This window comes from Mycobacterium colombiense, assembly GCF_001953985.1.
Classification (GTDB): Bacteria; Actinomycetota; Actinomycetes; order Mycobacteriales; family Mycobacteriaceae; genus Mycobacterium; species Mycobacterium colombiense_B.
The window spans coordinates 109,056-133,252 of the sequence record NZ_MBEI01000069.1; the positions used below are offsets into that span (position 1 = coordinate 109,056).

The following is a 24,197-nucleotide window of genomic DNA, read 5'->3' on the forward strand; positions in this document are numbered from 1 at the left end:
ATGACCGCGTCCACCTACGTCCCCACGCTGGCCCGGCCGATCGTCGACGCCTATCGGGCCGCGGCCGTCCCGACCATGCGGTTGGGGCACATGCTGGTGTTCTTCGTGCGGGCCGTGCTCGCCGTCCCCTCCGTGCTGCGCCAATACCGCACGGAATTCCTGCGATTGCTGTCGAATATCGCTTGGGGCAACGGCTCGATCGTCGTCGGCGGCGGCACCGCCGGCGTCGCGGTGGTGCTCGGGTTCACCGCGGGCGCCCTGGTCGCCGTGGAGGGTTATAACTTCCTCAATCTCCTCGGCCTGGGGCCGGCCACCGGCATCATCTCCTCGCTGGTCAACACCCGTGAGCTGGCGCCGATCATGGCGTCGCTGGCTTTCGCGATGCAGGCCGGCTGCCGGTTCACCGCGCAGCTGGGTGCCATGCGCATCGCCGAAGAGATCGATGCCCTGGAATCGTTGGCCATCCGTCCCATCCCGTTCCTGGTCACGACGCGGCTCATGGCCTCCGTTATCGCAGTGATCCCGCTCTACATCGCCTGCCTGGCCGTGACCTATCTGACGTGTCAGGTCGTCGCCGAGGTGATCAGCGGTGGGTCCGTCGGTCCGTACCTGCACTACTTCACGATGATGCTCAGTGCCAAGGATATCGCCTACTCGGTGGTCAAGTGCGTTGTCTTCGTTTGGCTTTCGTCCACCGTGCAGTGCTACTACGGCTTCTATGCCTCCGGTGGCCCCGAGGGCGTCGGGGTAGCCGCCGGCCATGCCATGCGGGCGAGCATCACCGTGGTGATCATGGTCAACATGTTGCTCACGATGGCGCTGTGGAGCATCGACGCCGGCGCGAGATTCGGTGGCTGAATGCCGAATTCATTGGACTTCGACGGGCGGGGCCCTTCAGACCGTCAGCTGCTCGGCATGGGCATCGCGGTGCTGCTGATAGCGGGACTGGTCACGGGCAGCCTCCTGCTGAAGTCCACCGGCCGGCTCAACGACTACATCCGCGTGGTCGCCGAGCTGACGAACGTGGGCGACGGCTTGCCCGCCCGCTCCGATGTGAAGTATCACGGGCTGCTCGTCGGTGCCGTCGACAACGTGATCCCGGCGGCCTACGGCAAGCCCAACTACGTGCACATCAACCTCAAACCCGAATACGCAAAGGACATTCCGGGTGCGGTGACCGCGCGTGTGGTTCCCAGCAACGTGTTCGCGGTCTCGTCGGTGCAACTCGTCGACGGCCGTCCGAGTTCGAGCATCCGCAGCGGGGCACGCATCCCCGAAGACGCGCAGCTTTCGACGGTGATCTTCCAGACCACGATCAGCAAGCTGCGTGACATCCTTGCCGCGACCGGCCGCGGCCGCGAAGACCACAGCCTGGGAATACTGGCGGCCGTCGCGGCCGCCACCAACAACCGGCGCGGCGCGCTGCTCGCCGCCGGTGCGCAGATGACGCGGGTGCTCGATGAGCTCAACGGCATCGTTACCACCGACCCCGGACCATCCACAGTTTCCGCGCTGCTTGATGCCACCCGGGGCCTGCAGTCCACGGCGCCCGACCTTGTCGATGTCCTGCATGACGCGGTCAAACCGATGCAGACCCTGGCCGAAAAGCGCGAGCAGTTCCGGTCTCTGGTTACCGGTTCGCACCACACCTTCGGGGTCAGCCGGCAGGCGTTCGACAACCACACCGATCAGCTGATCGAGATGACGCAGAACCTCACGCCTGCCCTTGGTGTGTTCGCACTGCACAGCGACAAGTTCGTGCCCATCTTCACCAGGCTGAACCGGTTGTCCGACAAGTTCTTCGAAGAGGTCTGGGATCCCGAACTGGACACGGGAAACATGCGGGTCAATCTGGCACTGACCCCGACCTACACCTACACGCGCGCCGACTGCCCGCGTTACGGCCAGCTGCTCGGACCGAGTTGCTATACCGCGCCGACTATCGCGGTGCGCCCCGACCTGCCCGAGGTCCTGCTGCCGCAGAACTACCATCCGCCCGCGGATCTGGCGCCGCCCCCGGGAACCCAGGTCGGGCCCGACAACAACCTCGTTCCCGTCGGACCGCCGCTGTACAACCCCAACCCGAGCCTGCAGGATCCCAATCCGCCGTTGCCGTGGTGGCCGTGGCCGACCGGCCCGGCTCCCCGAGTCCCGGGAACCGCCGATCCCGACGACGCGCCACCCCCTGCGGGTCCGCCGCCGGCGGCAAGCCCGGGGCCGCCCGGCGCGGTCGCACCATCGGGGTACGGCGGCAACGTCGGTCCGGTTGGCAGTCAACACGAGCGCGATCAGCTGGGTTGGATCACCGGCCAGGGGCGGTCGGCGTCGGTGGCGACGCAGTTGTTGCTCGGCCCGGTGGCGCGCGGCACTGCGGTCTCGCTGAAGCCCCGGCAGCAGTCGACGGGTGGACCGAAATGAAAGTGCGGGGCCCGCTGATCGGCCTGTCGATGTTCATGGCGCTCGCCATCGCCGTGACATGGATGGTGTACGCCACCCTGCGACGAGACGTAGCCGGACCGACCACTGGCTACGCGGCGATGTTCACCGACGTGTACGGGCTCCGCATCGGCGATGACGTCCGGATGGCCGGCGTGCGGGTCGGCCGCGTCGAAAACGTCGAACTCACCGGCAGATTGGCGAAGGTCTCGTTCATCGTCGAAAACGAGCAGCACTTGTACGGCAACACGGTCGCGTCGGTGACCTACCAGAACATCATCGGGCAGCGGTATCTGGGCTTGTCGCTGGGCGAGATCGGCAATCGGGGCCTGCTGCCACCCGGGAGCGTGATACCGGTGCAGCAGACCGACCCGTCCTTCGACGTCGGCAAGTTGCTCAACGGTTTCGAGCCGCTGTTCACCCTGCTCAATGCCAAGGACGCCGACGACCTGACCAAGGGCGTATTGCAGTCGCTGCAGGGTGATCAGGCGTCCATCCCGCTGCTGGTGGAGCAGACGTCGACGATCACCCGGACGTTGTCCGCGCGCGATCAATCCCTGGGCGACCTGATCAGCAACCTGACCAAGGTCACCGACACCGTCGCCCGCCAAAGCGACGACCTTGATCACGCGCTCGACCAAACGCGTGATGCGGTAGCCAATTTCGACAACCGGCGTGCGTCTTTACAGGACTCGGTGGGATCGATCGCCAAGGTGACCCGTCGGCTCTCGGCGATCGCCGACGACGTGGATCCGTCGCTGAACGAACTCATCACCCGCGAGCCCGGGTTCAGCAAGCACATGGCCGGCATCGAACCTCAGCTGGCCTTCACCGGTGACAACCTCCCGCTGTTACTCAAGGGCTTCGCACGAGCCGTCAGCGAGGGCTCCTACGGCAACGCCTACGCGTGCGACCTGAACGGCACCGGTTTCTTCCCCGGTCTCAACGACATCACGACCTTTATCGTCAACGCGGCCACGCCGGGCAATGCCTATCCGATCACCACCAAGAACCTGGGGTGGCATACCCCGCGATGCAGAAACATGGCCAATGGCTGAATCATTGAAGGCCCGCTGGGCGCGGCGCCGTCCGCTCGAGTCGTACAACAGGACCTGGCTCGGGCTGGCGGGAGTGGCGCTGGTCGCCGTTCTCGTCGCGGCGGCATTGGGAATCAAGCTGCTCGGCGTCGGTTACACCCACTACACCGCCGAATTCCTGCAAGCCGCCACGCTGCGACCCGGAAATCCCATCACCATCGCCGGCATCGAAGTCGGACACGTCACCAGCATGAAGCTCGATGGCGATCACGTCGAAGCCGGTTTGAGCGTGCGTGACAACGTCGCGCTGGGCAGGGACACCCGAGCGGTGATCAAGGTGATGACGATCCTCGGTTCGCGCTATCTCGAGCTGGTGCCTGACGGCCCGGGTTCGCTGCCGGGCAAGACGATCGGCCTGGCGCACACCGAGGTGCCCTACGACCTGCAGTCGCTACTCGAAGACGCCACCACCACGTTCGAGCAGGTCGATTCCGACCAGTTCGCCCAGTCGCTCGGGGTGCTGGGCAAGCAGCTCGGCGGGGTGCCGCCACTGATTCCGCAGGCCGTCGCGAATCTACAGACGCTGTCGACGATCACCGCCGACCGTCGAGGCCAGCTCGGCACGCTACTGAAAAGCACTGAGCGAGTGGTCAATACCCTACGGCGCCAGCAGACCAACATCGGACACCTGATGGATCAGGGCCAGGACCTGCTAGGGCACCTGGTCGCCCGCGAAGCCACCTTCCATGCCATGTTCGCGGGGCTGACGGACCTTGTCGACCAGCTCGACAAGATCGTGGTCAACAACCGGCCGATGCTCGACGAGTTGTTCGCCAACCTGCACGAACTGACGAACATGGTCGGTCAGCACGACGACCTGCTGCGCAATATTCTGCAGGTCGCCCCGGTGGCCCTGCGCGGCCTGACCAACGCCACCGGCTATGGACCGGTCGTGGAGTTCAACCTGCCCAACGGGCTCGCGATCGATTCGTGGATGTGTGCCATCAGCGGCCGCGCCAAGGAATTCAAGATGATCCAGTACTTCAAGGACTGCAAATGATTTCCGGCAGGCGCAAACTCATCGCCGTGGGCGCGGCGGTGGCGGCGCTGGCCGCCGTTGCCATCGGGGTAGCGGGCCACTACGTCAAGTCACGCCTGGACAGCATGACGGTGACCGCGCAATTCGACAGCGCCGCCGGGCTTTACGAAGGCAACGTGGTTGCGGTCCTCGGCATGCCGGTCGGCAAGGTCAGCAGGGTCACCTCCAAGGGCAGTTATGTCGAGGCCGAGCTGACCGTGGACAAAAAGGTCAAAATCCCTGCCGCCGCCCGCGCGGTCACCATCACCACCTCGATCCTCACCGACCGGCAGGTCGAACTCACCCCGCCCTACCGGAGCGGACCGGTGCTGAAGAACCACGACACGATCGGACTGACCCGAACGAAGACGCCGGTGGCTTTCGATCGCGTGCTCGACATGCTCGACAAGGTGTCCAGATCGCTCAAGGGCGACGGGAAGGGCGGCGGTCCCATCGCCGACCTGACTGACTCCGCCGTCGCCATCACCGACGGCAACGGCAAGAAAATCCTGTCGGCCCTCGACGAGCTCTCCAACGCTCTGCGGCTCAGCTCCGAGCGTGGCGGGACCACCCGCGAGCAGCTGACCACGATCATCACCGATCTCAGCTCGATAACCGAGGCCGCCGCACGCAATGACACCAAGGTGCGCCAATTCGGTTCCACGACGCGGCAGCTCGGCCAGATGCTCGCCGACGAGAAGCTCGGCACCGGCACCACCGGCCGCACCATCAACAGAATCCTCGATGAAGTGACCACACTGCTCGAGCAGAACCGGGACAACCTCAAACAGGCGGTGCGCAACGGCGACACCGCCGCCAAGACGATCGTCGAGGATCAGCGCGGGGTTTCCGAAATGCTCGACGTGCTCCCCATGACGCTGGAGAACCTGTACAACACCGTCGATCAGAACAACGGTGCGATACGGGTGCACGGGCTGCTCGACAAGGCCCTGACCGACAGTCAGTCCGCCAAGGAGCTCTGCAATCTCATGCACTTGCGCCAACTCGGCTGCAGCACGGGCACATTGCAGGACTACGGCCCCGACTTCGGCCTGACCTACATCCTCGACGGTCTCTCGGCGATGGGGCAGTAATGATGACTGCGGCTAAGCACAAAGCGTTGGCGGCGGCGCTCAGCGCAGTCATGGTCAGCTCCGGTTGCGCCACCAATGGGCTGTCCAGCCTGCCGCTGCCGGCACCGGGCATCGGCAGCGGCGGATACCTGCTCAACGCCGTCTTCTCTAACGCGCTGAACCTGCCGGCCCACGCGAAGGTCAAACTCGCCGGCGCCGATGTCGGACAGCTCGAATCGATGGTCGCACGCAACTACACCGCGGTGACGACGCTGCGAATCATGGACGGTGTCCGCGTCCCCGTCGGTAGCACCGCCGAGCTGCGGTCGGCGACACCGCTCGGCGACGTGTTCGTCGCGATCAAGCCCCCGGCACCGATGGACCCCGGCGCGCCGCTACTGAAGAGCGGCGACACTATCGGCCTGCCGGCCACCCGCGCCGCCGCCACCGTGGAGAGCGTGCTGAGCTCGGCCGCGCTGCTGGTCAACGGAGGCTCGGTCCGAAATTTCACCAACATCGTCAACGGCGCCGGCAAGGCGACCGGCGACCAGGGACGCGCCTTCGGAGACCTGATCAACCGAACCAATCTACTTCTGGGCAAACTCAATTCGCGCTCGGACCAAATCGACGCCGCTGTGACCGAGACGGCCGGCCTGGCCGACCGGCTGGACCAGAAGAACCAAGCGATCACCGACGTTCTGCAAGCCGTCGGGCCGGCGACGAATGTGTTGTCCAGCAACGCCGACGAAATAGCCGACGTGGTCGGCGAGCTCGGCGCCACCACACATCAGCTGTCCAAATTCCCGTCGATTGCCGGGACCGACAAGACCGGCCGCAGCGTCATCAAGGACGCCAACACCATCGCCGCCGCATGGAATGACGTCGTGCTGAGCCCCGACACCAGCCTCGCCGGCCTCAACCGGTTGATTCCTCCGTTCGTGAAAGCCACTCCCAGCGACGCGATTTCGGTGCGCGGCAGCTTCGATCGCCTGGTCATGGGATCGCGACCGGGTACCGGGGCGGAAACCGGGGGATTCAAGGGCGATCCGGCTTTTCACGGGCCTATGCGCCGCGACTGGAACTACATGATCGGCTCGATCAAATACGTCCTGTGGCGCCTGCAAGAGCGCGTCGTGGGCCGCGGGCCCCAAACACCTATGGGCCAAAGCCCGTGGACGCCGGTCGGTCCGCCGCTTCCTCCCGCACCCGCCGGCGAGGCGCCGCTCGATCCGATGATCCCGGAACCACCGCGATGATCGACACCATCGGCGGACTCATCGTCGGCGCCGTCAGAGCCGGCCACCGTCAGCGCACCTGGCTGTCCGGGCTCGCGCTGGTGCTGACCCTGGTGGTCGGCGTGACCTACCTGGCGCTCGGGGCGCTACGGATCAATCCCCTGGAATCGACCTACCGGGTCACCATCCGGCTACCCGAATCCGGTGGGCTGCTGGCCAATCAAGACGTATCGGTCCGCGGGATCCGGGTCGGGCGGATCCAATCGCTGCGGCCCACACCCACCGGCGTCGAGGTCGTCGCCAATATCAATGCAAATACCAAGATCCCCGCCGCCAGCCCGGTACGAGTGTCCGGGTTGTCTCCGGCCGGCGAGCAGTACATCGATTTCGAGCCCGCATCCAACACCGGCCCGTTCCTGTCGAACGGCAGCGTGATCGGCCCACAACACGCCGCCACACCCATCCCGCTCTCACAAGTGCTCGCTGACGCCGATGGGCTGCTGGCCCAAACCGACCCGAAGAAGCTCGAAATCGTTAAAAGGGAACTGAGTTTGAGCAAGGAGGGTCCGCAGAAGCTGACCGACATCATCGACGGCTCCACCTTCCTGCTGTCGACAATCGACCCGGTGCTGCCGCAGACGGTGAGCATGCTCAAGACCAGCCGGGTGGTGCTGACCACCCTCTCCGACAAGAATGCCGGCCTCGGTGCGACGTCGCGCAACGTCGGCGATCTCATGACCGGCGTGAACAAGATGGACCGTGGCTACCGCAAATTCGTCGATCAGACCCCGCACGCCTTGTCCAAAGTGGACAACCTGTTCGACGACAACTCCGACACCATGGTCGGGCTACTGGCCAACCTGGTGACCACCGCACGGATCATCTACCTACGAGTCCCTGCGTTGAACGCCGTCTTCCCCGACTATCGCGGCTCCACACTCGACGCCCTGATGACCACCATGCACGAGCATGGGCTGTGGGCAACCGCCGACATCTACCCGCGCTACACATGCGACTACGGCACTCCGCGGCGGCCGTCGTCATCGGCGGACTACCCCGAACCCTTCCTGTACACCTACTGCCGAGATGACGACCCCCAGGTATTGGTCCGGGGCGCCAAGAACGCGCCCCGGCCGGGCGGTGACGACACCGCGGGCCCGCCGCCCGGTGCCGACCTCGGCCAAACCACCGATCCAACCCCGAAGGGGCGCTTCACCATTCCCACGCCGTACGGCGGACCGGTGCTGCCGATAGAGCCGCCCCACTAAACCCACGAGCATTCGAGACCGCAAGGAGGCGCCAGCGTGACGATCACTGCCGACCAGGACTGCAGCGCGAGCGACGACATCGAGAAGCCACCCGATGACGAGCAGGAGGCGTCCGTCGACGCCGACAAACACATCGCGAAAGGTGGGGCCCGGCCGTGGAAACGCTACGCCCGCATCGCGCTCGTCGTCGCCGTCTACATGGGAGCGGTCGGCCTCGCCGGTGGGCTGGGCTGGAAGCTATGGGACGAGCACGCGGTGAGCCAGGCCGGGCAGGCCGCCGAGCGGACCGCGGTCAACTATGCCCAGGTGCTGACGAGCATCGATTCCAACCAGGTCGACCAGAACTTCTCCGCCGTACTTGACGGAGCCACAGGGGAATTCAAGGACACCTACACCAAAGCCAGTGCGCAGCTTCGGCAGCTGCTCATCGACAACAAGGCCGCGGCGCACGGAACGGTGGTCGCCTCTGCGATCCAATCGCAAACGAAGAACAAGGTGGTGGTGTTGCTGATGGTGGACCAGACCGTCAGCAACGCGGTGCGTCCCGACGGCCGGGTCGACCGAAGCCGGATGAAGGTCACGATGGAAAACGTCGGTGGCCGCTGGCTGGCCAGCAAAGTCGAATTACCTTAGGACATTTCGATTATGCGGATGATCCGGCTCTCGATCGCTGTGGCAGCCGTGGGGGCGACGGTGTTGAGCGCACCGGTGACATCGGCGTCGGCGCAGTCGTTTTGTGGCGATCTCGGCGGCGATTGGGACGGGCAGTACTGCCACACCTCGGTGTTATCCGAGCGAAAAGCCGTTCGCGACATCAAGTTAGCGCTGCCCGGTGATCTGGTCGAGAACCCCACCAGCGGGCCGCCCATCCGCGAATACCTGCGCAACCTGATGAACAACTGGCGCACCAAGGGCGCTGCAATGGTCCAGGACAGTTGGGGTGAGGAGAACTATCAGGTGTTCCCCCATGGGCGCGCACTCACCGTTGCCTTCCACGAGGACTACCACGCCGACGGTCCGGCGTTCAACAACGCGTATCGCACGTTCACCTTCGATATGGCGGGTGGCAGACGGTTACAGCTGGCCGACATCACCAAGCCGGATGTCGATCCGCTGGCCGCCATTCCGCCGCTGGCCGAGCCGTTCATCCAAGAGGCACTCGACCGCGCCGCCTGGCAGCACAACCCGGGCACGTATCCGTTCACCGTCGATCGCTGGACACCGGACAAGGTGTTCTCGGGAGGCTATAAAGCATGGGCGCTCACGCCCGACGAGCTGATCCTGTACATGCCGGATTATCCGGTCGGCCACGACTCTCCCATCCAGTACGGGCAGTCCCAGCAGTGGTCGATGGACGGAGGCGCCGTGGAGCCGCACATTCCGCTCAGCGCACTCAGCGCGGTGCTGCGTCCGGAATTCGGCGGAGCGTAACGGGGATAGACGTCTGATGACCTCGGGCACAACGCTGCGTCCAGTCGTGCGTGGTCGGCTCGCCGACTGCGCGATTCCGGTCGTCTACCGATCGCCCGGACAGCCGTCGCTGCGGCTACGGTGATCTGTATGCCGTCGGCTAGCCGCTCGTCCGCAGATCAGGTAAAGCGGCGCCCGAAGGACCGCAAGGTCCAGATCGCCCGCGCCGCCACCGACGCGTTCAGCGAGTTGGGCTATCACGCGGTCAGCATGGAGAACATCGCGGCGCGGGTGGGAATCTCCGCGGCCGCGTTGTACCGCCACTCGCAGGGCAAATACGACCTGTTCCGCGACGTCTTCTTGGCGCTGGGGCAGCAACTCGTCGACGCCACGGCATTCGCGGATGCCCTGCCCGCCGATGGCGATCCCGAGGAACAACTCCGGGCGCTCACCGGCGCGCTGATCGACACCACGATCGTCAACCGCACCGCCGGCGGACTGTATCGGTGGGAGGGCCGCTACCTGCGGGGCGACGATCAGCGCGCTCTGGCCGAACAGATCAAACTGATCAACCGCCGCCTGCAGCGTCCGCTGATGAGGCTGCGGCCGAAATTGACGTCGCGGCAACGCTGGATCTTGTCGGCGGCGACCCTGAGTGTCATCGGCAGCATCACCGACCACCGATCCCGCCTGGGTAATGCCGAGATCCGCGCGGCGCTGGCCGATATCGCTGCCGCGGTCTTGCGAGCCGAGTTGCCAAGTCAGCGGGGTCGCGGACCCGATCAGTCGCGGTCGTCGACGCTGACCAGCGCCGCCGGAAGCTATGAGCTGCTTTTGCACGAATCGATGCGCCTGTTCAACGAGCGCGGCTATCGCGAAACCGGAATGGAAGACATCGCCGCAGCGGTCGGCATACCGGTCGCCAGCATCTATCAATACTTTCCGGGGAAGGCCGCCATTTTGGCGGTCTACTACCGGCGCGCCGCCGACCAACTCTCGGGCGACCTGTCCAGCATCCTGGCCACCAACGCCGACCCGGAACAGGCGCTCGCGCAACTCATCGAGGCCTACGTCACCCGGTCATTCGCCAACCCCGAACTGGCGTGCGTCTACTACACCGAGCGTCACAACCTGCCGGACACAGACGCGGTGCTGCTCTACAACATTCAGCGCTCCACCGTCGAATCCTGGGCCAGCCTCGCCGTCGCGGCCAGCCCGGAGCTCACCCTCGGCCGCGCCCGCTACGCCGTGCACGCCGCGTTCGCGCTCGCGGTGGACACCGGGCGCCTGGTCTACCCCAACACGAGTGCGGCCGCGAGCCTCACGGTGCGCCGCCTGATGGAGGTGACGGTGCTGGGACGACCGGCTGCGGCACCCCGTAATGCGCCCCGGGACGGCCGCCAGCGGCACTGACGGGGCCTCGGGGGACAGGCCGCTGCCGGGGAATGGATCTCCACTTGCTAGTTGGTCATTCGCCTTGGCGGAGCATCCAGCGCGGTCGAACGTTCTATTCCGGCACCGTATCTCGCAATGAACCGCAGTTCCTGAACGCCGCCGAGCGGGGACGGCACTACCGGATCGCGCGAACGAGCATTAACATAGATGCGTCTAATCCGCGCGCCGGGGCGTGCGGTGCTCATCACTTCGGGTGGGCCGGCTTCGAACCCGGCAGCGCCCGCGCGAAAGGCATGCCCATGCTCGCCAGGATTCGCACACTCCTGGAACACCAGTTGACCATCGCCGAACTGCTGGGCCTGGCGATACTGCTGGGGACCCCGTACCTGATTGTCGGCGTGATCTGGTCGAGCACCCACACCCAGCATCTGCGCGACATGCACGGCGCCGATCTGGTGGTGTCGTTCCTCGGCTCCATCGTGTCATGGCCGGTGCTGCTTTTCGCCAACGTATGCATGACCTAGGGGGCTGGCATGGCCAACCGCGGGCCGCTGATCGTGTTCGCTGCGGTGGTGTTCCTGGCCGGGGGGATCTTCGCGCTGTACCTCCCGGTCTTCATCGACGCCTACGACCAATTCGGCTGGCAAGTCAAGTGCGGCAACGGTTTTACGGCGGAGCTGAACCAGGCCTCAAGCGCGGTCGGCCCGGCGGGCACCAACTACGTCGACCAATGCGGTAGCGCGTTGATGGTGCGACGGCTCTGGGCCATCCCGATGGCGGTCCTGGGCGCGATGACGCTGATTTGGCAGGCAGCGGCGGTACTCGCCCACGATCACCGGCGGCCGGCTCCTTCACGGTCCGCGGCGCGATCCTGATTCCGGTGACGGCTCAGGGAGCCAAACACCCTGCGAGCAACGGTCTTTCGTTGACTACCGCGTGCTCTCGTCGGGAAGGTCGTGCCGAGATTGGTGCAATCCCGGGCCGTCCGGATCTTCGTCCTGGTGATCGAGTTGCTCCTGCAGCTTGCGCTGTTCCTCGGTCGCCTTCCGCGCGTCCTCGGGCGCAGCGGGCGGGTCGAAGTTGACTTGCTGATCCACCGAGATCTCCTCTGAACGTCTGGACTGCCTCTATGCAGGATCTCCCGAATGAGAGGCCCCGAAACCCGGCCAAGCTCGACGTTGCCGATCGCGCTGCTCACGGCGCCGTGGGTGTCAATATTGCTTGACCACCGCGCGCGGTGCCGTTCGCCATGTTCTGCTCCCGTTGCCCTGCTGACGGGGCGGCTCGAGGAGCAAGACAGCCAGCCCGTCGAGCAGCACCGGGCGCACCCAGTCGCCCAGTTCGATCACATCGCCGGGGCGGGGCTGACGGTGCATGGCGTCGCGAGCGAGGTCGATGGGCGCCATGGCGAAGACCGTCTCCACGGTGGCCTGGTCGGGCAGTTTGCGGATGCCGGGCAAGGTGATGAACAGCCCGTCGTTGCCGGACAAGTGCAGTCCGACTGCCGCGAGCGCGCCGGTCATGCCCCCGCTCGTGCCGCCGTGTCCGGACAGATGCACTCCGAGCGCCGCAGCGAGATCGCGGGCCTCGTTGGGATGCAACACTTCTCGCTTGGCACGGCGCCCGAATTCGATCAATTGTGGCGCGCCGCCGGCGAGTTCGCCCGGAACGACGACGGCAAGCCCGGGGTCGGCATCGGGCGGGCATACCCGCTCCAGGAATCGCCCGGCGAGCTCTATGATCCCGGTTCGCACCGCGTGCGGATCGCCGTCGGGGCTCCGCCAGGCCAGGCACGCGCTCGAATTGTGCGACGTATACGGGATCCGGTAGTCGACGAGCAGCTGATGACGGGTGGCGCCCGCAGGGGAGCCGAGGCCCGCCGCTTGCAGCTCGTGCAGCAGGGACCGGGCTCGCCGACCGGTGCCGGGCGTGTAGGGGTTGTCGGTGTCGTCGATGCCGATCAGCAGGTCCACATCGCCCAGCGCGGTACGGCCGGTCATGGATTGACCACCAGGTGGGTGACATCGCGAACCCACTGGTCACGGCTGAGTTTTTCGCCCGTGAGCTTGAGTGTGTTGCGCTTGGTGAAGCCGAGGATGGTCTGATCATCGAGCTGGGCCGCCGTCAGGGTCTGGGCCGGGTCGCGGCCCTCCACCCGCACCCTGATGACGCCGGTCGCGCCCGCGGCATGGAGGATCGAACGCACGCTGGGTCCCTTCTGGACCTGTGCGCCGTGAGATTGTGGCGTCGCGACCTCCAGCTGAGGGAGCTGCTGAAGCTGCGGGATCGTGAATCGTTGCAGCACTTGGTAGTTCTCCTGCACGACGAGTTGCAGCTCGGTCTTCGACCCGCCGCACGCGACGAGCCCGGCACTCACGACCAGAACCGCAATCACCCGAGCCAGGCGCTTATTGCTGCGCATTTACGGATCCCATCCTGTGAATACGCCGTAAATAAGGATAAGTGTAGGTCCTGGCGATTTATGATTCCCGCATGACCGTGATGCAGCGACCGGCGGCCGGGCTGAGTGCCGTCCGGGAGGTCGCGTTCCCGCTGGTGGCGGTCGCGATCATCGTCGCCTCCACCGACATCAGGATTCCGTTGGGTCTGCCGGGACACCGTGGGTTGATCTGGCTGACGATGCTGGTGGCGGTGGTGCTGGTGACCGCACGGCGCGAGACGGTGCTAGCGGTCGGTGTGGCGGCATCGATCGCGGCGTTGCCGATGCACGGGTTGAGCGATCCGTTGTGGAGCAGTCGCTATGTGTCCGCCGCCGCGTTGCTGTATGCCGTCGCTTCCCTTCCCGTGATGCGCGTGCGCCGGTGGCTGCTCGCGGTCGCGGCCGCCCCCATTCACCTTGTCGCGCTTGCCAGTTCGGGCTTTTCGTGGCACTCCGGAGCCGTCATGTCAGCCTGGACTTCGAACGGGATGCTCGAGCGGGCAGGCTGGCATCTGGTTTTCGGGTTTGTAGCCGGCCTGCTCGCCTGGGTGGTGGCACTCGGTCTGGGTCGGCCGCCGTCGGGTCGGGCCGGCGCATTTTTGGTCGGAAGCCGATACAAGGAGCGGCCTTTATGACGCTACGAGTTATTCCCGAGGGTCTGGCCGCGACGAGCTCGGCGGTCGACGCGATCACCGCCCAACTGGCGGCGGCGCATGCGGCCGCGGCCCTAGTGGTCTCGGTGGTGGTTCCGCCGGCGGCCGACCCGGTATCCCTGGCGGCTGCCGCCGTGTTCAGCGAGCGCGGCAGCCAGCACTCGGCCGCGGCGGCCAAGGGTGTTGAAGTCTTGGGGCGGGCCGCGTTGGGGGTGAGTCTGGCCGACGTCAACTACGTCACCGGCGATATGGCGGCCGCGTCGACGTATCTGGGCGCATGACCGCGCCGGTGTGGATGGCCCTTCCTCCCGAAGTGCACTCGACGCTGCTGAGCAGCGGCCCGGGGCCGGGCCCGCTGCTGGCGGCCGCGGCAACCTGGACGTCGCTGAGCACCCAATACGATTCGGCAGCAACGGAATTGACGGCCGTGCTGACCGGATCCGTGCCGGTATGGGATGGCCCGACCGCCGACAGGTACGCCGCCGCGCACATGCCGTATTTGGCGTGGCTGCAGCTGGCCGGCGCGTTGAGCGCCGAGGCGGCCGCCCAGCATCAAGGGGTGGCCACGGCGTACACCGCCGCACTCGCCGCGATGCCGACGCTGCCGGAACTGGCAGCTAATCATGCGACGCACGCGGCCTTGGTGGCGACGAATTTCTTTGGGGTCAACACGATTCCGATCGCGGTCAACGAGGCCGACTACGCGCGGATGTGGACTCAGGCGGCCACCACCATGACCACCTATCAGGCGACGACCGAAGCCGTGCAAATGACCAGCGCCGCCGGGTCGGGAACCGGCGGGAAGGCCGGCAGCGGCAGCGGGTCCGGAACGGGAACGGGCACGGGTACCGGCACCGGAGCGGGAAGCGGCGCCGGCGGTGGGACCGGTGCGGGCGGCGGCGGCGGGACGGGTTCCTTTCAGTTGCCCACCCCCGAAGAGATCTGGGAAATGCTGTTCGGGCCCGACGGCGAGCAGATCCCCGGTCAGGGCCAGCCGAACTGGAGTCCGTCGGAGTACCTGCAGAATCTAGGGAACTTCTTCAACGGCAACGCTCAGGCCGTGGCCTGGCTGCAGCAGAACGCGTCAGGTCTGCTCAACCCGTCCCAGTTCCCGGCGCTGATCAACTACTTCATCGCGTGGCAGACCTACCGGATCATCAACTGGACCATCCGGACGCTGCGGTTCATCCTCCAAGAGTTGCCGCTGCTGCTGCAGGTCGCCTTGAGCGTGTCCATCACCAGCCTGGGAGGGCTGGCCGGTCTGGCGGGCCTGGCCGGGTTGGCCGGGTTGGCGGCGCCGGCGAGCGTTCCCGCTCCCGCTGCCATGCCGCAGCCCGCCGCGGTGGGAGTGCAACCGCCGGTGGTGTCGGCCGCTCCCGCGATGGCTCCGATGGGCCCGACCAGCCCGGTGGCACCGGCGACATCGGTGGCGTCGCCCCCTGCGCCCGCAGCCTCCGCGGTTGCTCCGCCGACGACTCCGCCCATACCCCCGGCCCCGGTGACCGGAGCCGAGGGCTTCGGCTACATGGTGGGCAGCGTGGGCCTCGGCATGGAATCGAAGGCGCAAACCCGGGCCCGAAGCGCGCTGGCCGCCGGGCAGACGGCAGCGTCCGCGGCCGGCGTCGCGGCGGTCGAGCAGGAGCAGGGACGCTCCCGCCGACGCCCGCGATCGATCGTCGACCCCGGATACCGCTACGAATTCATCGAGGCCGACGACGAAGCAGTCGCGGTCGCGTCGGCAGCGCCGGATCGATATCGACCCTCGGACTCCGGCGGCTCGATACAGGGCTTCACCGGCACGTTACCCAAACCGGACGTGCGGGCTTCGGGCCTGAACACGTTGGCCGGCAACGAATCCGGTGATGGCGCCCGTATACCGATGCTGCCGGAGAGCTGGGACGGCCGGTAGGCCGCGCCCTGCGCGGTGCGGTCAGCCTAGGTGCGCCGACAGCAACCAGGCCCCCACCGACTTGCGACCGTTGTCCTCGTCGCGAATGTCGGCACCGGCGAAGGCGTCAAAGCCCGCCAGGAAACTCTCGGGCACGTTGGCGTGGATGCGGGCCGGCCGGATCTCGTCGATCACCCAGTACTTCGAGACCACCTCGCGCAACTCGGGCTCCGTGACCGCATTGATAGGGCCATCGGCCGGCATCCCGGCGCGGTCGAAGACGAGGACGAAGTACGAGGCGCCCGGCGCGGCGGCCCGCACGATCGACTGCTGGTAGCCCTCACGCAATTCAACGGGCATCGAGTGGAACAGGGTGCTGTCGACGATGGTTCCGAAGCGGCCGTCGTAACCGGTGAAGGCGCTGATATCCGCGACGTCGAAGGTGGCACTGGTAAGGCCCCGCCGGGCGGCCTTCTCGGTTGCCAGCGCAATGGCGGTGGGTGACTGGTCCAGACCCACCGTGGTGAAGCCGCGCTCGGCGAGGTACAGCGACACCGCCGCCTCGCCGCAACCGGCATCGAGCACGTCTCCGTGGAACTTGCCGTCCTCAATGAGGGCGGCGATCTCTGGCTGCGGCTCACCGATGCTCCACGGCGGCCGGTTGCCCTCGCCCATCTCGGGAGCCTCGCCCCGGTAGGCGGATTCGAACATCTCTGAAGTCGGTTGTGTCATGACACCGTTTATATCAATCGGCCTGATACATGTCAATCAAGCTGATATAGAGGGCGGCGGGCCCACTGGATCACAGCTGGTTGCCGGGAAATCGGCGCGCCGCTACACCCGCGCCCGGGCTAACGGTGCTGCTACTTGAGGGTCGCGGTCAGGTAGCCCGACGCCCCGCCGAATGAGGCCAGCTCGTCCTTGGGGACCGCGAACCCCTGGGCGGCGAAGGCCTGCTCGGTTGTCCGAATATCGATCCGCCAACCGCGTGCTGCCAGGTATTCGCCGGCGGGATTGCGGTCGCCGGTGTAGAACAACTCGGCCAGATTGATGTTGGAGCCGATGCGCTGAGACCGCTCGGTCAACTTCTGCGCCCAGTCCGAGGGGATGTCGCGCAGGTCCATGTGTTCGGTGGCGACCCGGCTGCCCGGCGCCGAAACGGCGACGATGTTGTCGAACAACCGGTCTTGCGCCTCGGGCGGCAGGTACACCAGGAGCCCCTCGGCGCTCCACGCGGTCGGCTTGTGGGCGTCGAACCCGGCCGCCGCGAGGGCCGACGGCCAGTCGTCGCGCAGGTCGATCGACACGGTGCGGCGCTCCGCGGTGGGTGTGGCGCCCAGATCGGCCAGAGCGCGTGTCTTGAATTCGATCACCTCGGGCTGGTCGATCTCGTACACGACCGTGCCCGCCGGCCAGGGCAGCCGGTAGGCCCGGGTGTCCAGGCCGGACGCCAAAATCACGGCCTGCTGGACGCCCGATTCGGCCGCCCGCAGGAAGAAGTCGTCGAAGAACCGGGTGCGCACCGTGATCTGCTCCCTCACGGCCTGGCGGTTCAGTAGCGGATCATCGCTGCGGTCAAGCTGGTTGTCGAGGAGCTTGATGAACACATCGCTGCCCACCGCGCGGACCAGCGGATCGGCCCAGGGGTCGTTCAGCAGGGCGTCCGGGCCCTGGGACGCGATCGCCCGCTGTGCGGCGACCGCCGTTGCGGTGGCCCCGACGCTGGACGCCAGATCCCATGTGTCGTTCTCGGTGCGGGCCACGCCCATCTCCTCTCCGCGTTCCGTGCGCATTTAGTTAGCTTATTTAAGCGACTCCCCAACTGTACTCCTTGGCGCGCGAGCCATCGGTTCAAGCGGCGCCGGCCGCGCACGCGAGCCCGGGGAATGCCGCGGTAGGGCGGGGGTGTTCGGTGTAGGTATGGCTGACGAAATCGAATTGAGCCCGCGGGGCTGGGTGCGCGACCAGACCGAACAGATTTTGAGTCAGGGCACGACCGATGGAGTCGAGGTCTTCGATCGGCCGATCGTGCTGCTGACCGTCACCGGGGCGAAGTCCGGCAAGTTGCGCTATGTGCCGTTGATGCGGGTCGAGAAGGATGGCCGCTACGTCGTTGTCGCGTCGCACGGCGGCGCCCCGAAGCACCCGGTTTGGTATTTCAACCTGAAGGCGAATCCTGCGGTCACGCTGCAAGACGGTAACAAGGTCGTCGCGTTGACGGCTCGCGAGCTCGAGGGAGCCGAGCGCGAGGAGTGGTGGCAACGAGCCGTTGAGGCGTTTCCCCCGTACGCCGAATACGAGACGAAGACGGCGCGACAGATCCCCGTTTTCGTCCTGGAGTAACCGTTTTCGGTTGGGTGGCGGACCGCTGGCACTGGGTGCCGAAAAAATTTGCATTCGATATGCACTCGGCTCGTCCGGTTGACCCCTTGTGCGCTGCCCACCTACCTTCGAACGCGTAGATCAGGCATGTCTCGCCGAACAATGACGTTCAGGTAGATGTAATCGCCTGCGCTGCACGGCTTTACGTATTTTAGGCCTGCCGTGACCGGGTGGATATCGAAAAGCCCACCGCCGATGACCAATTCAGGGGAGGGCCAGTGCAACACGTGAAACAGCCAGAACCGCAGGGCATGGAGGATGGCGTTTCGTCTCGGCGCGACCGGGTGCGTGAGGTTCTGCAATACGACCTGCCGGCCTCGTTGGTGGTTTTCCTGGTGGCGCTGCCGTTGTCGCTCGGGATCGCGATCGCCTCGGACGCGCCGGTTCTCGCCGGACTGATTGCAGCGATTGTCGGGGGAGTCGTCGGTGGATGGCTCGGCGGGTCGCCGCTGCAGGTCAGTGGCCCGGCGGCCGGGCTGACTGTTGTGGTGGCCCAATTGGTCTCCCAGTTTGGCTGGGCTATCACATGTTTCATCACCGTGATCGCAGGGATATTACAGGTCCTGTTGGGGCTCAGCCGTATTGCACGCGCCGCCCTGGCGATATCACCTGTGGTGGTGCACGCCATGCTGGCCGGCATCGGCATCACGATTGCGCTGCAACAAGTGCATGTGCTGCTGGGCGGCTCCTCGAAGAGCTCGGCCTGGAGCAATGTCACCGGGCTGCCCGCACAGATTATGGGTGCGCACCGGCCGGGACTTGTCCTGGGTCTCCTCGTGATCGCCATTCTGGTTGCCTGGCGCTGGGTTCCGGCCCGGGTGGCCAAGGTTCCCGGCCCGCTCGTCGCTATCGTGGCCGTCACGGCCATTTCAGTGATCTTCCCGTTCAACGTATCCCGCATCGTGCTGAATGGCTCAGTGCTCGATGCGCTGCGCCTGCCGTCGGTGCCGCACGGGAATTGGGGAGCTGTCGTCGTCGCCGTCATCACCGTCACCTTGATCACCAGCGTGCAGAGTCTGCTGACCGCGGTATCGATCGACCGGATGCACACCGGCGCGCGAACCGACTTCAACCGCGAACTGATCGGGCAGGGCGCGGCGAACATCGCGTCGGGTGCCATCGGCGGGCTTCCCATCGCGGGTGTCATCGTGCGCAGCGCCGCCAACGTGAATGCCGGCGCCAAGACGCGCGCCTCGACGATCATGCACGGCGTGTGGATACTGCTGTTCGCCGTACCGTTCGCGGGACTCGTCGAAAAGATCCCCACCGCCGCGCTTGCCGGGCTGCTCATCGTCATCGGCATCGAGCTGTTGAAGCCGGCGCACATCGAAACCGCCTTGCGCAACGGCGATCTCGCCGTCTACCTGGTGACCGTGGTTTGCGTCGTCTTCCTCAACCTGCTGCACGGCGTCATGATCGGCCTGGCACTGGCCGTCGCCGTGACCGGATGGCGGGTGGTGCGAGCCAGGATCGAGGCCGAGCCCGTTGGTGACGGGTGGCACGTCGTCGTCGAGGGCGCGTGCACCTTCCTGGCTCTGCCCAGGCTGACCGGAGTCCTGGCGTCCGTGCCCGAACGCACGTCGGTAACCCTCCACCTGCTCACGAATTATCTCGATCACGCGGCGCACCAGGCGATCAGCGACTGGCAACGCCGGCACTGTGCTACCGGAGGACAGGTCCATGTCCGTGACACGGTGGACACGGGTGGATCTGACGCCCTGGCCACCAGTGGGCTCATGGAATCGGTTGGCCCCGCGGGCAAGTCATCGAAGGCCAACCGCCGTAACGTGCATCTGAGTCTGGTCGAGGAGTTGTCCGCGTCAGGGGCCAAGTAACCGGCCGGCGCGGCTACTTCAGATCGGCGGCGACCTGCTCCAAGGCGGCGAGGTGTTCGTCGACATTCGCGAAACCGGCCTTCATGGTGTTCACCGAAAGATGGCTGGCGCCCGCGGCTTTCCATGCGGCAATGGTGGCGGCGAGCTTGTCGCGGTCTTCGATCCAGCTGACCCGGCCTTCCATTCCGAGGCTTTTCGGGTCGCGACCGGCCGATTCGGCCGCGCGGTTCACCTGTTCGAGGGCGTGGTCGAGGCCGGGGCCGGGCTCTAGCATCGGAAACCAGCCGTCGCCGAGGCGACCGGCACGTTCGTACGCGCGATCGGAGGCCGCACCGAACCACACCGGTATCGGGCGCTGGGTGGGCAGCGGGGCCAGGCCGGCCGCGGTCACCGTGTGGTACTTGCCGTTGTAGGTGACCGACCGTTCGGTCCACAGCTTGCGCATCACCTCGACCTGCTCCTCGGAGCGCCTGCCGCGGTTGGTAAACGACTCTCCGAGCGCCTCGTACTCAACGGCATTCCAGCCCAATCCAATTCCGAATCTGAAGCGGCCCCCGGTGAGCACATCGACCTCGGCGGCCTGCTTGGCCGCCAACACCGTTTGGCGTTGCGGCAAGATGATCACCCCGGTGACGAGTTCCAGCGAGGTGACAGCGGCCAGGTAGCCGAACATGACGAACGGCTCATGAAAGGTCGAGTCGATGTCGTAGGGTCCCTGGAAGCCGTGATGCACGGTCGGGTCGGCGCCGACGACGTGGTCGTAGGCGAGGATGTGAGTGAACCCGAGTTCCTCGACGCGCTGACCGTACGTGCGGAGGACGGCGGAATCCGAGCCGAGCTCGGTTTGCGGGAAGACGACTCCGATGCGCATTGGTTTTGCAACCACGTCGGATCAGGTTTACTTCCCGTGCAACGAAAGGCGCGGCGCACCAAGCGGCACGGAAAATGTTTTGGGGGCGGTGTCGTCTTCTGACCTCTGGCGCAAGTGGTCGCTCGAAGCGACGGTTCTGGTGTGGTACCCGGGGGAATGGCCGACACCGCCGAGCTCATCAACCGCGGCCGTTGGCGGGATATTCCACCGCCGGATGATCGAGTCCGGATCGGCTTCCAGGATGATGTAGTCGTGACGGCGAACAGGGTCAGTGGGGTGCTGGGCGTCGGCGAGATGGAGCCGACGTTCGAACAAGAGTTGGCTGCGCGTTACGCGATTCCGAAGCTGCCCGACGGACCCGCGCGAACGCAGTTTCTGACCGAGCACGGCGCCGGTGTGCGCGTGCTGGTGACATCGGGATCGCCCGGCGTCGATGCCGCCACCATCGCGGCGCTGCCGAACCTGGAGGCCATCGTCAACAACGGGGCGGGGGTGGATCTGATCGACTTGGCCGCGGCGAAGCGCCGCGGCATCGGCGTGAGCAACACTCCCGACGTGCTGTCGGACACGGTCGCCGACACGGCAGTGGGCCTGATCCTGATGACACTGCGCCGATTCGGTGCCGCCGATCGCTACGTGCGGGCCGGTCGATGGGCACGCGACGGCGCGTTTCCCTATGCCAGAGATGTCAGCGGCCTGCAGGTCGGCATTCTGGGGCTGGGCCGGATCGGTTCGGCGATCGCGACCCGGCTGCTCGGATTCGACTGCGCCATCGCCTATCACAACCGCCGCCGCATCGAGGGATCGCCATTCCGCTATGCCGGGTCGCCGGTGGAGCTCGCCGAGTCGGTCGACGTCCTGGTGATCGCCACCACGGGCGACGCCAACACGCACAAGCTGGTCGACCGTGCGGTGCTGGAGGCGTTGGGTCCCGAGGGTTACCTGATCAACATCGCGCGGGGCAGCGTCGTCGACCAGGGCGCGCTGGTGGAATTGCTGGCCGCCGGGGAACTGGCGGGCGCGGGGCTGGACGTCTTCGCCGAAGAACCGCAGGTACCGGCCGAATTACTTGACCTGGACAACGTGGTGCTTCTCCCGCATATCGGCAGCGCCACCGCGCGGACCCGGCGGGCCATGGCGCTGCTGGCAATCCGCAACCTCGACAGCTACCTCGACACCGGCGAATTGGTCACACCCGTCCTGCCGCCGCGCCGTTAGAGCCTGCTTGAGTGCGGCTCGACGCCGTGACCTGGCGATTCGGGACGTCTATTCATCTGTGGCCTAAGCGATACTCGCCGAAGGTTATTGCCCCACGCGCATCTGGGTATGCGGCTTTTATGAGTCCACTACTGCCGGAGACTGCCTCGCCGGTGCGGCTGACGCTTGCCGGCACAGCCCGCCCCGATACGGCGGCGGAGTGGCGGCGGGCGCTGCAACGGTGGCTGCAGCAAGAGGTGCGCGCGCCGGAAGAAATTCGTGAGGACGTCGTCCTTGGCGTCAACGAGGCGCTGGCGAATTGTGTTGAGCATGCCTACCGCTCGCAGCGCGAGGCCGGCGCCATGAAACTTCAGGCCAGCTACGACCCCGACGCCGAATCGATCCGGGTTTGCGTCAGCGACCGCGGAAACTGGCGCAAGCCCTCGTCCAGGCACTCCAGCGACCCGCACGCGTCACGCGGCATCATGCTGATGCACGGCCTCGCCGACCACTGCACCATCCATGCCCGTCCCAACGGCACCAGCGTCTACCTGGATTACGCGACCGACGCGGAGGCCGCCGGTCACCACCACGTCGAAGTCCCTGGACCGCTTGGGTCAGGCGCCTGAACGCGCCGACGGCGTGAACTTGACCGGCATCTTTTCCAGTCCGCTGACAAAGTTCGCCGGACGCAGCGGCAGCGGATCCTCGGACGCCAGCCGCATATCCGGCAGGCGTTTCAGCAGGCGCTCGAGCATTATCGACAGCTCTAAGCGCGCCAGCTGATTGCCCAGACAGAAGTGGGTTCCGAACCCGAAGGCCAGATGATTGTTGGGGTATCGGTCGATGCGGAAGTTCTCCGGATCTTCGAACACCGCCTCATCGAAGTTCGCCGATTCGAACAGCAGGATGATCTTCTCGCCCTGTTTGAGCTGTGCGCCATGAAACTCCAGGTCGGCGGTCATGGTTCGGGCCATGTTTTTGACCGGGGCGGTCCACCGCAGCATCTCCTCGATTGCGTTGGGTAGCAGCGCCACGTCGTTGACCAGCTGCTGGTGCTGTTGAGGGTGCCGCAGGATTTGCGCGGTACCGCCGGACAGCGTGTGCCGAGTGGTCTCGTCGCCGCCGATCAGGAGTAACAGCACCTCGGTGACGATCTCGTGGTCGGCCAGCTTTTCGCCGTCCACCTCCGCGTGCACCAACACACTGACCAGGTCGTCGGTGGGATCCGCTTTGCGGGCCGAGATCATGCCCGTCATGTACTCGGTGTATGCGGCGAATGCATCAACCGACACCTGGAAATCCTCTTGTGCGGTCGTGCTGCTGAGCAAGGTCACCATGTCGTCGGACCAGCGAAGGAACATCTGGCGCTCCTCCGGAAGCACCCCGAGCATGTCACCGATCACCGCCATGGGAAGCGGCGCGGCGAGGTCCCAGACGAAGTCGCACTCCCCCCGTTCGCAGACGTTGTCGATGAGCGCATCACACAGCGCCCCGATCGAGTGCTCCCTGTCTTTGACGCGTTTGCGGGTAAAGCCCGCGTTGACCAGTTTGCGTCGCAGCAGATGCGTGGGGTCGTCCATCGCGATCATCATGGGAGGCGCGTCCTGGTCCGGCCGGATACCGCCGGCGTTGGAGAACAACTCCGGCGCACGTTCCGCGTCGATCACCGCCTGGTAGCTCGCCGCGGCCGCCAGGCCATTGCGGTCCCGAAAGACCGGTTCGTTCTCGCGCATCCATTGATAGACCGGCCGCGAATCGCCCGCGTAGAAGGCCCCGTCGGTGAGGTCGATGTCGGGCCGCAGCTGGTTGCGCGTATCGATAGTGCTTGGCACGGTTCACCCTTCTTCCGCCTGTGCTGACTTACCGTGGACCTTACAGTAGGAACTGTGGTATTCCCCACAAAAGGTTTCGGCACGGTCGGTGCCAGGGCCGCTCGTCGGCGGAACGCCGCATCGACGGGCTCACCCGCCGGGATACGTCAAGCGGTGCAACGCAT

The 24,197-nt window shown here is 65.9% G+C and carries 26 protein-coding genes; 19 read left to right on the forward strand and 7 right to left on the reverse strand.

Annotation, left to right across the window (positions count from 1 at the left end):
• From A5732_RS22235 to A5732_RS22290, 12 genes are all read left to right on the forward strand, one after another.
• Complete coding sequence (locus A5732_RS22235) at positions 1 to 858, forward strand: ABC transporter permease (protein WP_076103318.1); 858 nt, start codon at positions 1 to 3, stop codon at positions 856 to 858.
• Positions 859 to 2,418 (forward strand): MlaD family protein, encoded by a 1,560-nt coding sequence (locus A5732_RS22240; RefSeq protein ID WP_076103319.1) that lies wholly within the window; start codon positions 859 to 861, stop codon positions 2,416 to 2,418.
• Positions 2,415 to 3,494, forward strand: coding sequence for an MCE family protein (locus A5732_RS22245; RefSeq protein WP_076054469.1), 1,080 nt, complete (start codon positions 2,415 to 2,417; stop codon positions 3,492 to 3,494). Before A5732_RS22240 ends, A5732_RS22245 begins: the two co-directional genes overlap by 4 nt.
• On the forward strand, positions 3,487 to 4,533 hold the full coding sequence (locus tag A5732_RS22250) for an MCE family protein (protein ID WP_076103320.1): 1,047 nt from the start codon (positions 3,487 to 3,489) through the stop codon (positions 4,531 to 4,533). The genes A5732_RS22245 and A5732_RS22250 overlap by 8 nt, the downstream gene beginning before the upstream one ends.
• On the forward strand, positions 4,530 to 5,645 hold the full coding sequence (locus tag A5732_RS22255; protein WP_076103321.1) for an MCE family protein: 1,116 nt from the start codon (positions 4,530 to 4,532) through the stop codon (positions 5,643 to 5,645). Before A5732_RS22250 ends, A5732_RS22255 begins: the two co-directional genes overlap by 4 nt.
• Positions 5,646 to 5,647: 2 nt before the next feature.
• Positions 5,648 to 6,880: an MlaD family protein gene (locus A5732_RS22260; protein WP_076103361.1), complete on the forward strand. Its 1,233-nt coding sequence runs from the start codon at positions 5,648 to 5,650 to the stop codon at positions 6,878 to 6,880.
• The gene (locus tag A5732_RS22265; protein WP_076103322.1) at positions 6,877 to 8,127 is read left to right on the forward strand and encodes an MlaD family protein; all 1,251 of its coding nucleotides are present in this window, start codon (positions 6,877 to 6,879) and stop codon (positions 8,125 to 8,127) included. The genes A5732_RS22260 and A5732_RS22265 overlap by 4 nt, the downstream gene beginning before the upstream one ends.
• A 36-nt stretch (positions 8,128 to 8,163) precedes the next feature.
• Positions 8,164 to 8,760, forward strand: a complete 597-nt coding sequence (locus A5732_RS22270; protein ID WP_076103323.1) for an Mce protein — start codon at positions 8,164 to 8,166, stop codon at positions 8,758 to 8,760.
• A 12-nt stretch (positions 8,761 to 8,772) separates the two neighbouring features.
• Positions 8,773 to 9,558, forward strand: a complete 786-nt coding sequence (locus tag A5732_RS22275; RefSeq protein WP_076054460.1) for a mannan-binding family protein — start codon at positions 8,773 to 8,775, stop codon at positions 9,556 to 9,558.
• Between the two features lie 129 nt (positions 9,559 to 9,687).
• Positions 9,688 to 10,950, forward strand: coding sequence for a TetR/AcrR family transcriptional regulator (locus A5732_RS22280; protein ID WP_076103324.1), 1,263 nt, complete (start codon positions 9,688 to 9,690; stop codon positions 10,948 to 10,950).
• A gap of 281 nt (positions 10,951 to 11,231) precedes the next feature.
• Entirely contained in the window at positions 11,232 to 11,456 is a 225-nt protein-coding gene (locus A5732_RS22285) for a hypothetical protein (RefSeq protein WP_076103362.1), read from the forward strand.
• A 9-nt stretch (positions 11,457 to 11,465) separates the two neighbouring features.
• Positions 11,466 to 11,807 (forward strand): hypothetical protein, encoded by a 342-nt coding sequence (locus A5732_RS22290; protein WP_076054457.1) that lies wholly within the window; start codon positions 11,466 to 11,468, stop codon positions 11,805 to 11,807.
• A gap of 54 nt (positions 11,808 to 11,861) precedes the next feature.
• Here the strand turns inward: A5732_RS22290 and A5732_RS27405 are convergent, their stop codons facing one another.
• From A5732_RS27405 to A5732_RS22300, 3 genes are all read right to left on the reverse strand, one after another.
• A complete protein-coding gene (locus tag A5732_RS27405; protein WP_170880089.1) occupies positions 11,862 to 12,029 on the reverse strand; it encodes a hypothetical protein in 168 nt (55 codons plus the stop codon).
• A 114-nt stretch (positions 12,030 to 12,143) separates the two neighbouring features.
• Positions 12,144 to 12,932: a hypothetical protein gene (locus tag A5732_RS22295; protein WP_076103325.1), complete on the reverse strand. Its 789-nt coding sequence runs from the start codon at positions 12,930 to 12,932 to the stop codon at positions 12,144 to 12,146.
• On the reverse strand, positions 12,929 to 13,327 hold the full coding sequence (locus tag A5732_RS22300) for a hypothetical protein (protein WP_171975076.1): 399 nt from the start codon (positions 13,325 to 13,327) through the stop codon (positions 12,929 to 12,931). Before A5732_RS22300 ends, A5732_RS22295 begins: the two co-directional genes overlap by 4 nt.
• Before the next feature lie 98 nt (positions 13,328 to 13,425).
• Between A5732_RS22300 and A5732_RS22305 the strand changes: the two genes are divergently transcribed.
• From A5732_RS22305 to A5732_RS22315, 3 genes are read left to right on the forward strand one after another with little or no spacing between them, the layout of a single operon-like run.
• The gene (locus A5732_RS22305) at positions 13,426 to 14,007 is read left to right on the forward strand and encodes a hypothetical protein (RefSeq protein WP_076103327.1); all 582 of its coding nucleotides are present in this window, start codon (positions 13,426 to 13,428) and stop codon (positions 14,005 to 14,007) included.
• Positions 14,004 to 14,306, forward strand: a complete 303-nt coding sequence (locus A5732_RS22310) for a PE domain-containing protein (RefSeq protein WP_076103328.1) — start codon at positions 14,004 to 14,006, stop codon at positions 14,304 to 14,306. Before A5732_RS22305 ends, A5732_RS22310 begins: the two co-directional genes overlap by 4 nt.
• On the forward strand, positions 14,303 to 15,934 hold the full coding sequence (locus A5732_RS22315; RefSeq protein WP_171975073.1) for a PPE family protein: 1,632 nt from the start codon (positions 14,303 to 14,305) through the stop codon (positions 15,932 to 15,934). The genes A5732_RS22310 and A5732_RS22315 overlap by 4 nt, the downstream gene beginning before the upstream one ends.
• A gap of 21 nt (positions 15,935 to 15,955) precedes the next feature.
• Here the strand turns inward: A5732_RS22315 and A5732_RS22320 are convergent, their stop codons facing one another.
• Together A5732_RS22320 and A5732_RS22325 are read right to left on the reverse strand one after the other, a co-directional pair.
• A complete protein-coding gene (locus tag A5732_RS22320; RefSeq protein WP_065055578.1) occupies positions 15,956 to 16,645 on the reverse strand; it encodes a class I SAM-dependent methyltransferase in 690 nt (229 codons plus the stop codon).
• 131 nt (positions 16,646 to 16,776) lie between these two features.
• A complete protein-coding gene (locus A5732_RS22325; protein WP_253189108.1) occupies positions 16,777 to 17,682 on the reverse strand; it encodes a class I SAM-dependent methyltransferase in 906 nt (301 codons plus the stop codon).
• 151 nt (positions 17,683 to 17,833) lie between these two features.
• Between A5732_RS22325 and A5732_RS22330 the strand changes: the two genes are divergently transcribed.
• Entirely contained in the window at positions 17,834 to 18,256 is a 423-nt protein-coding gene (locus A5732_RS22330; protein WP_076103329.1) for a nitroreductase family deazaflavin-dependent oxidoreductase, read from the forward strand.
• A 290-nt stretch (positions 18,257 to 18,546) separates the two neighbouring features.
• Complete coding sequence (locus tag A5732_RS22335) at positions 18,547 to 20,130, forward strand: SulP family inorganic anion transporter (protein ID WP_076103330.1); 1,584 nt, start codon at positions 18,547 to 18,549, stop codon at positions 20,128 to 20,130.
• Between the two features lie 13 nt (positions 20,131 to 20,143).
• On the opposite strand, the gene A5732_RS22340 is transcribed toward A5732_RS22335, so the two are convergent.
• Complete coding sequence (locus tag A5732_RS22340) at positions 20,144 to 21,001, reverse strand: LLM class F420-dependent oxidoreductase (protein ID WP_076103331.1); 858 nt, start codon at positions 20,999 to 21,001, stop codon at positions 20,144 to 20,146.
• Positions 21,002 to 21,295: 294 nt separating this feature from the next.
• On the opposite strand from A5732_RS22340, the gene A5732_RS22345 reads away from it, so the two are divergent.
• Together A5732_RS22345 and A5732_RS22350 are read left to right on the forward strand one after the other, a co-directional pair.
• On the forward strand, positions 21,296 to 22,219 hold the full coding sequence (locus tag A5732_RS22345; RefSeq protein ID WP_432760650.1) for a 2-hydroxyacid dehydrogenase: 924 nt from the start codon (positions 21,296 to 21,298) through the stop codon (positions 22,217 to 22,219).
• Between the two features lie 152 nt (positions 22,220 to 22,371).
• Complete coding sequence (locus A5732_RS22350) at positions 22,372 to 22,827, forward strand: ATP-binding protein (RefSeq protein WP_076054662.1); 456 nt, start codon at positions 22,372 to 22,374, stop codon at positions 22,825 to 22,827.
• Here A5732_RS22350 and A5732_RS22355 read toward each other — a convergent pair.
• On the reverse strand, positions 22,816 to 24,033 hold the full coding sequence (locus A5732_RS22355) for a cytochrome P450 (protein ID WP_076103332.1): 1,218 nt from the start codon (positions 24,031 to 24,033) through the stop codon (positions 22,816 to 22,818). The two genes, A5732_RS22350 and A5732_RS22355, sit on opposite strands and share 12 nt — an antisense overlap.
• Positions 24,034 to 24,197 lie beyond the last annotated feature (164 nt).

Coding starts and splice junctions, on each gene's coding strand:
- A5732_RS22310 (WP_076103328.1), top strand. CDS start 14,004: ATGACGCTACGAGTTATTCCCGAGGGTCTGGCCGCGACGAGCTCGGCG.
- A5732_RS22235 (WP_076103318.1), top strand. CDS start 1: ATGACCGCGTCCACCTACGTCCCCACGCTGGCCCGGCCGATCGTCGAC.
- A5732_RS22335 (WP_076103330.1), top strand. CDS start 18,547: ATGGAGGATGGCGTTTCGTCTCGGCGCGACCGGGTGCGTGAGGTTCTG.
- A5732_RS22290 (WP_076054457.1), top strand. CDS start 11,466: ATGGCCAACCGCGGGCCGCTGATCGTGTTCGCTGCGGTGGTGTTCCTG.
- A5732_RS22345 (WP_432760650.1), top strand. CDS start 21,296: ATGGAGCCGACGTTCGAACAAGAGTTGGCTGCGCGTTACGCGATTCCG.
- A5732_RS22250 (WP_076103320.1), top strand. CDS start 3,487: ATGGCTGAATCATTGAAGGCCCGCTGGGCGCGGCGCCGTCCGCTCGAG.
- A5732_RS22255 (WP_076103321.1), top strand. CDS start 4,530: ATGATTTCCGGCAGGCGCAAACTCATCGCCGTGGGCGCGGCGGTGGCG.
- A5732_RS22245 (WP_076054469.1), top strand. CDS start 2,415: ATGAAAGTGCGGGGCCCGCTGATCGGCCTGTCGATGTTCATGGCGCTC.
- A5732_RS22265 (WP_076103322.1), top strand. CDS start 6,877: ATGATCGACACCATCGGCGGACTCATCGTCGGCGCCGTCAGAGCCGGC.
- A5732_RS22315 (WP_171975073.1), top strand. CDS start 14,303: ATGACCGCGCCGGTGTGGATGGCCCTTCCTCCCGAAGTGCACTCGACG.
- A5732_RS22325 (WP_253189108.1), bottom strand. CDS start 17,682: ATGGGCGTGGCCCGCACCGAGAACGACACATGGGATCTGGCGTCCAGC.
- A5732_RS22240 (WP_076103319.1), top strand. CDS start 859: ATGCCGAATTCATTGGACTTCGACGGGCGGGGCCCTTCAGACCGTCAG.
- A5732_RS22340 (WP_076103331.1), bottom strand. CDS start 21,001: ATGCGCATCGGAGTCGTCTTCCCGCAAACCGAGCTCGGCTCGGATTCC.
- A5732_RS22275 (WP_076054460.1), top strand. CDS start 8,773: ATGCGGATGATCCGGCTCTCGATCGCTGTGGCAGCCGTGGGGGCGACG.
- A5732_RS22320 (WP_065055578.1), bottom strand. CDS start 16,645: ATGACACAACCGACTTCAGAGATGTTCGAATCCGCCTACCGGGGCGAG.
- A5732_RS22295 (WP_076103325.1), bottom strand. CDS start 12,932: ATGACCGGCCGTACCGCGCTGGGCGATGTGGACCTGCTGATCGGCATC.
- A5732_RS22285 (WP_076103362.1), top strand. CDS start 11,232: ATGCTCGCCAGGATTCGCACACTCCTGGAACACCAGTTGACCATCGCC.
- A5732_RS22330 (WP_076103329.1), top strand. CDS start 17,834: ATGGCTGACGAAATCGAATTGAGCCCGCGGGGCTGGGTGCGCGACCAG.
- A5732_RS22305 (WP_076103327.1), top strand. CDS start 13,426: ATGACCGTGATGCAGCGACCGGCGGCCGGGCTGAGTGCCGTCCGGGAG.
- A5732_RS22260 (WP_076103361.1), top strand. CDS start 5,648: ATGACTGCGGCTAAGCACAAAGCGTTGGCGGCGGCGCTCAGCGCAGTC.
- A5732_RS22280 (WP_076103324.1), top strand. CDS start 9,688: ATGCCGTCGGCTAGCCGCTCGTCCGCAGATCAGGTAAAGCGGCGCCCG.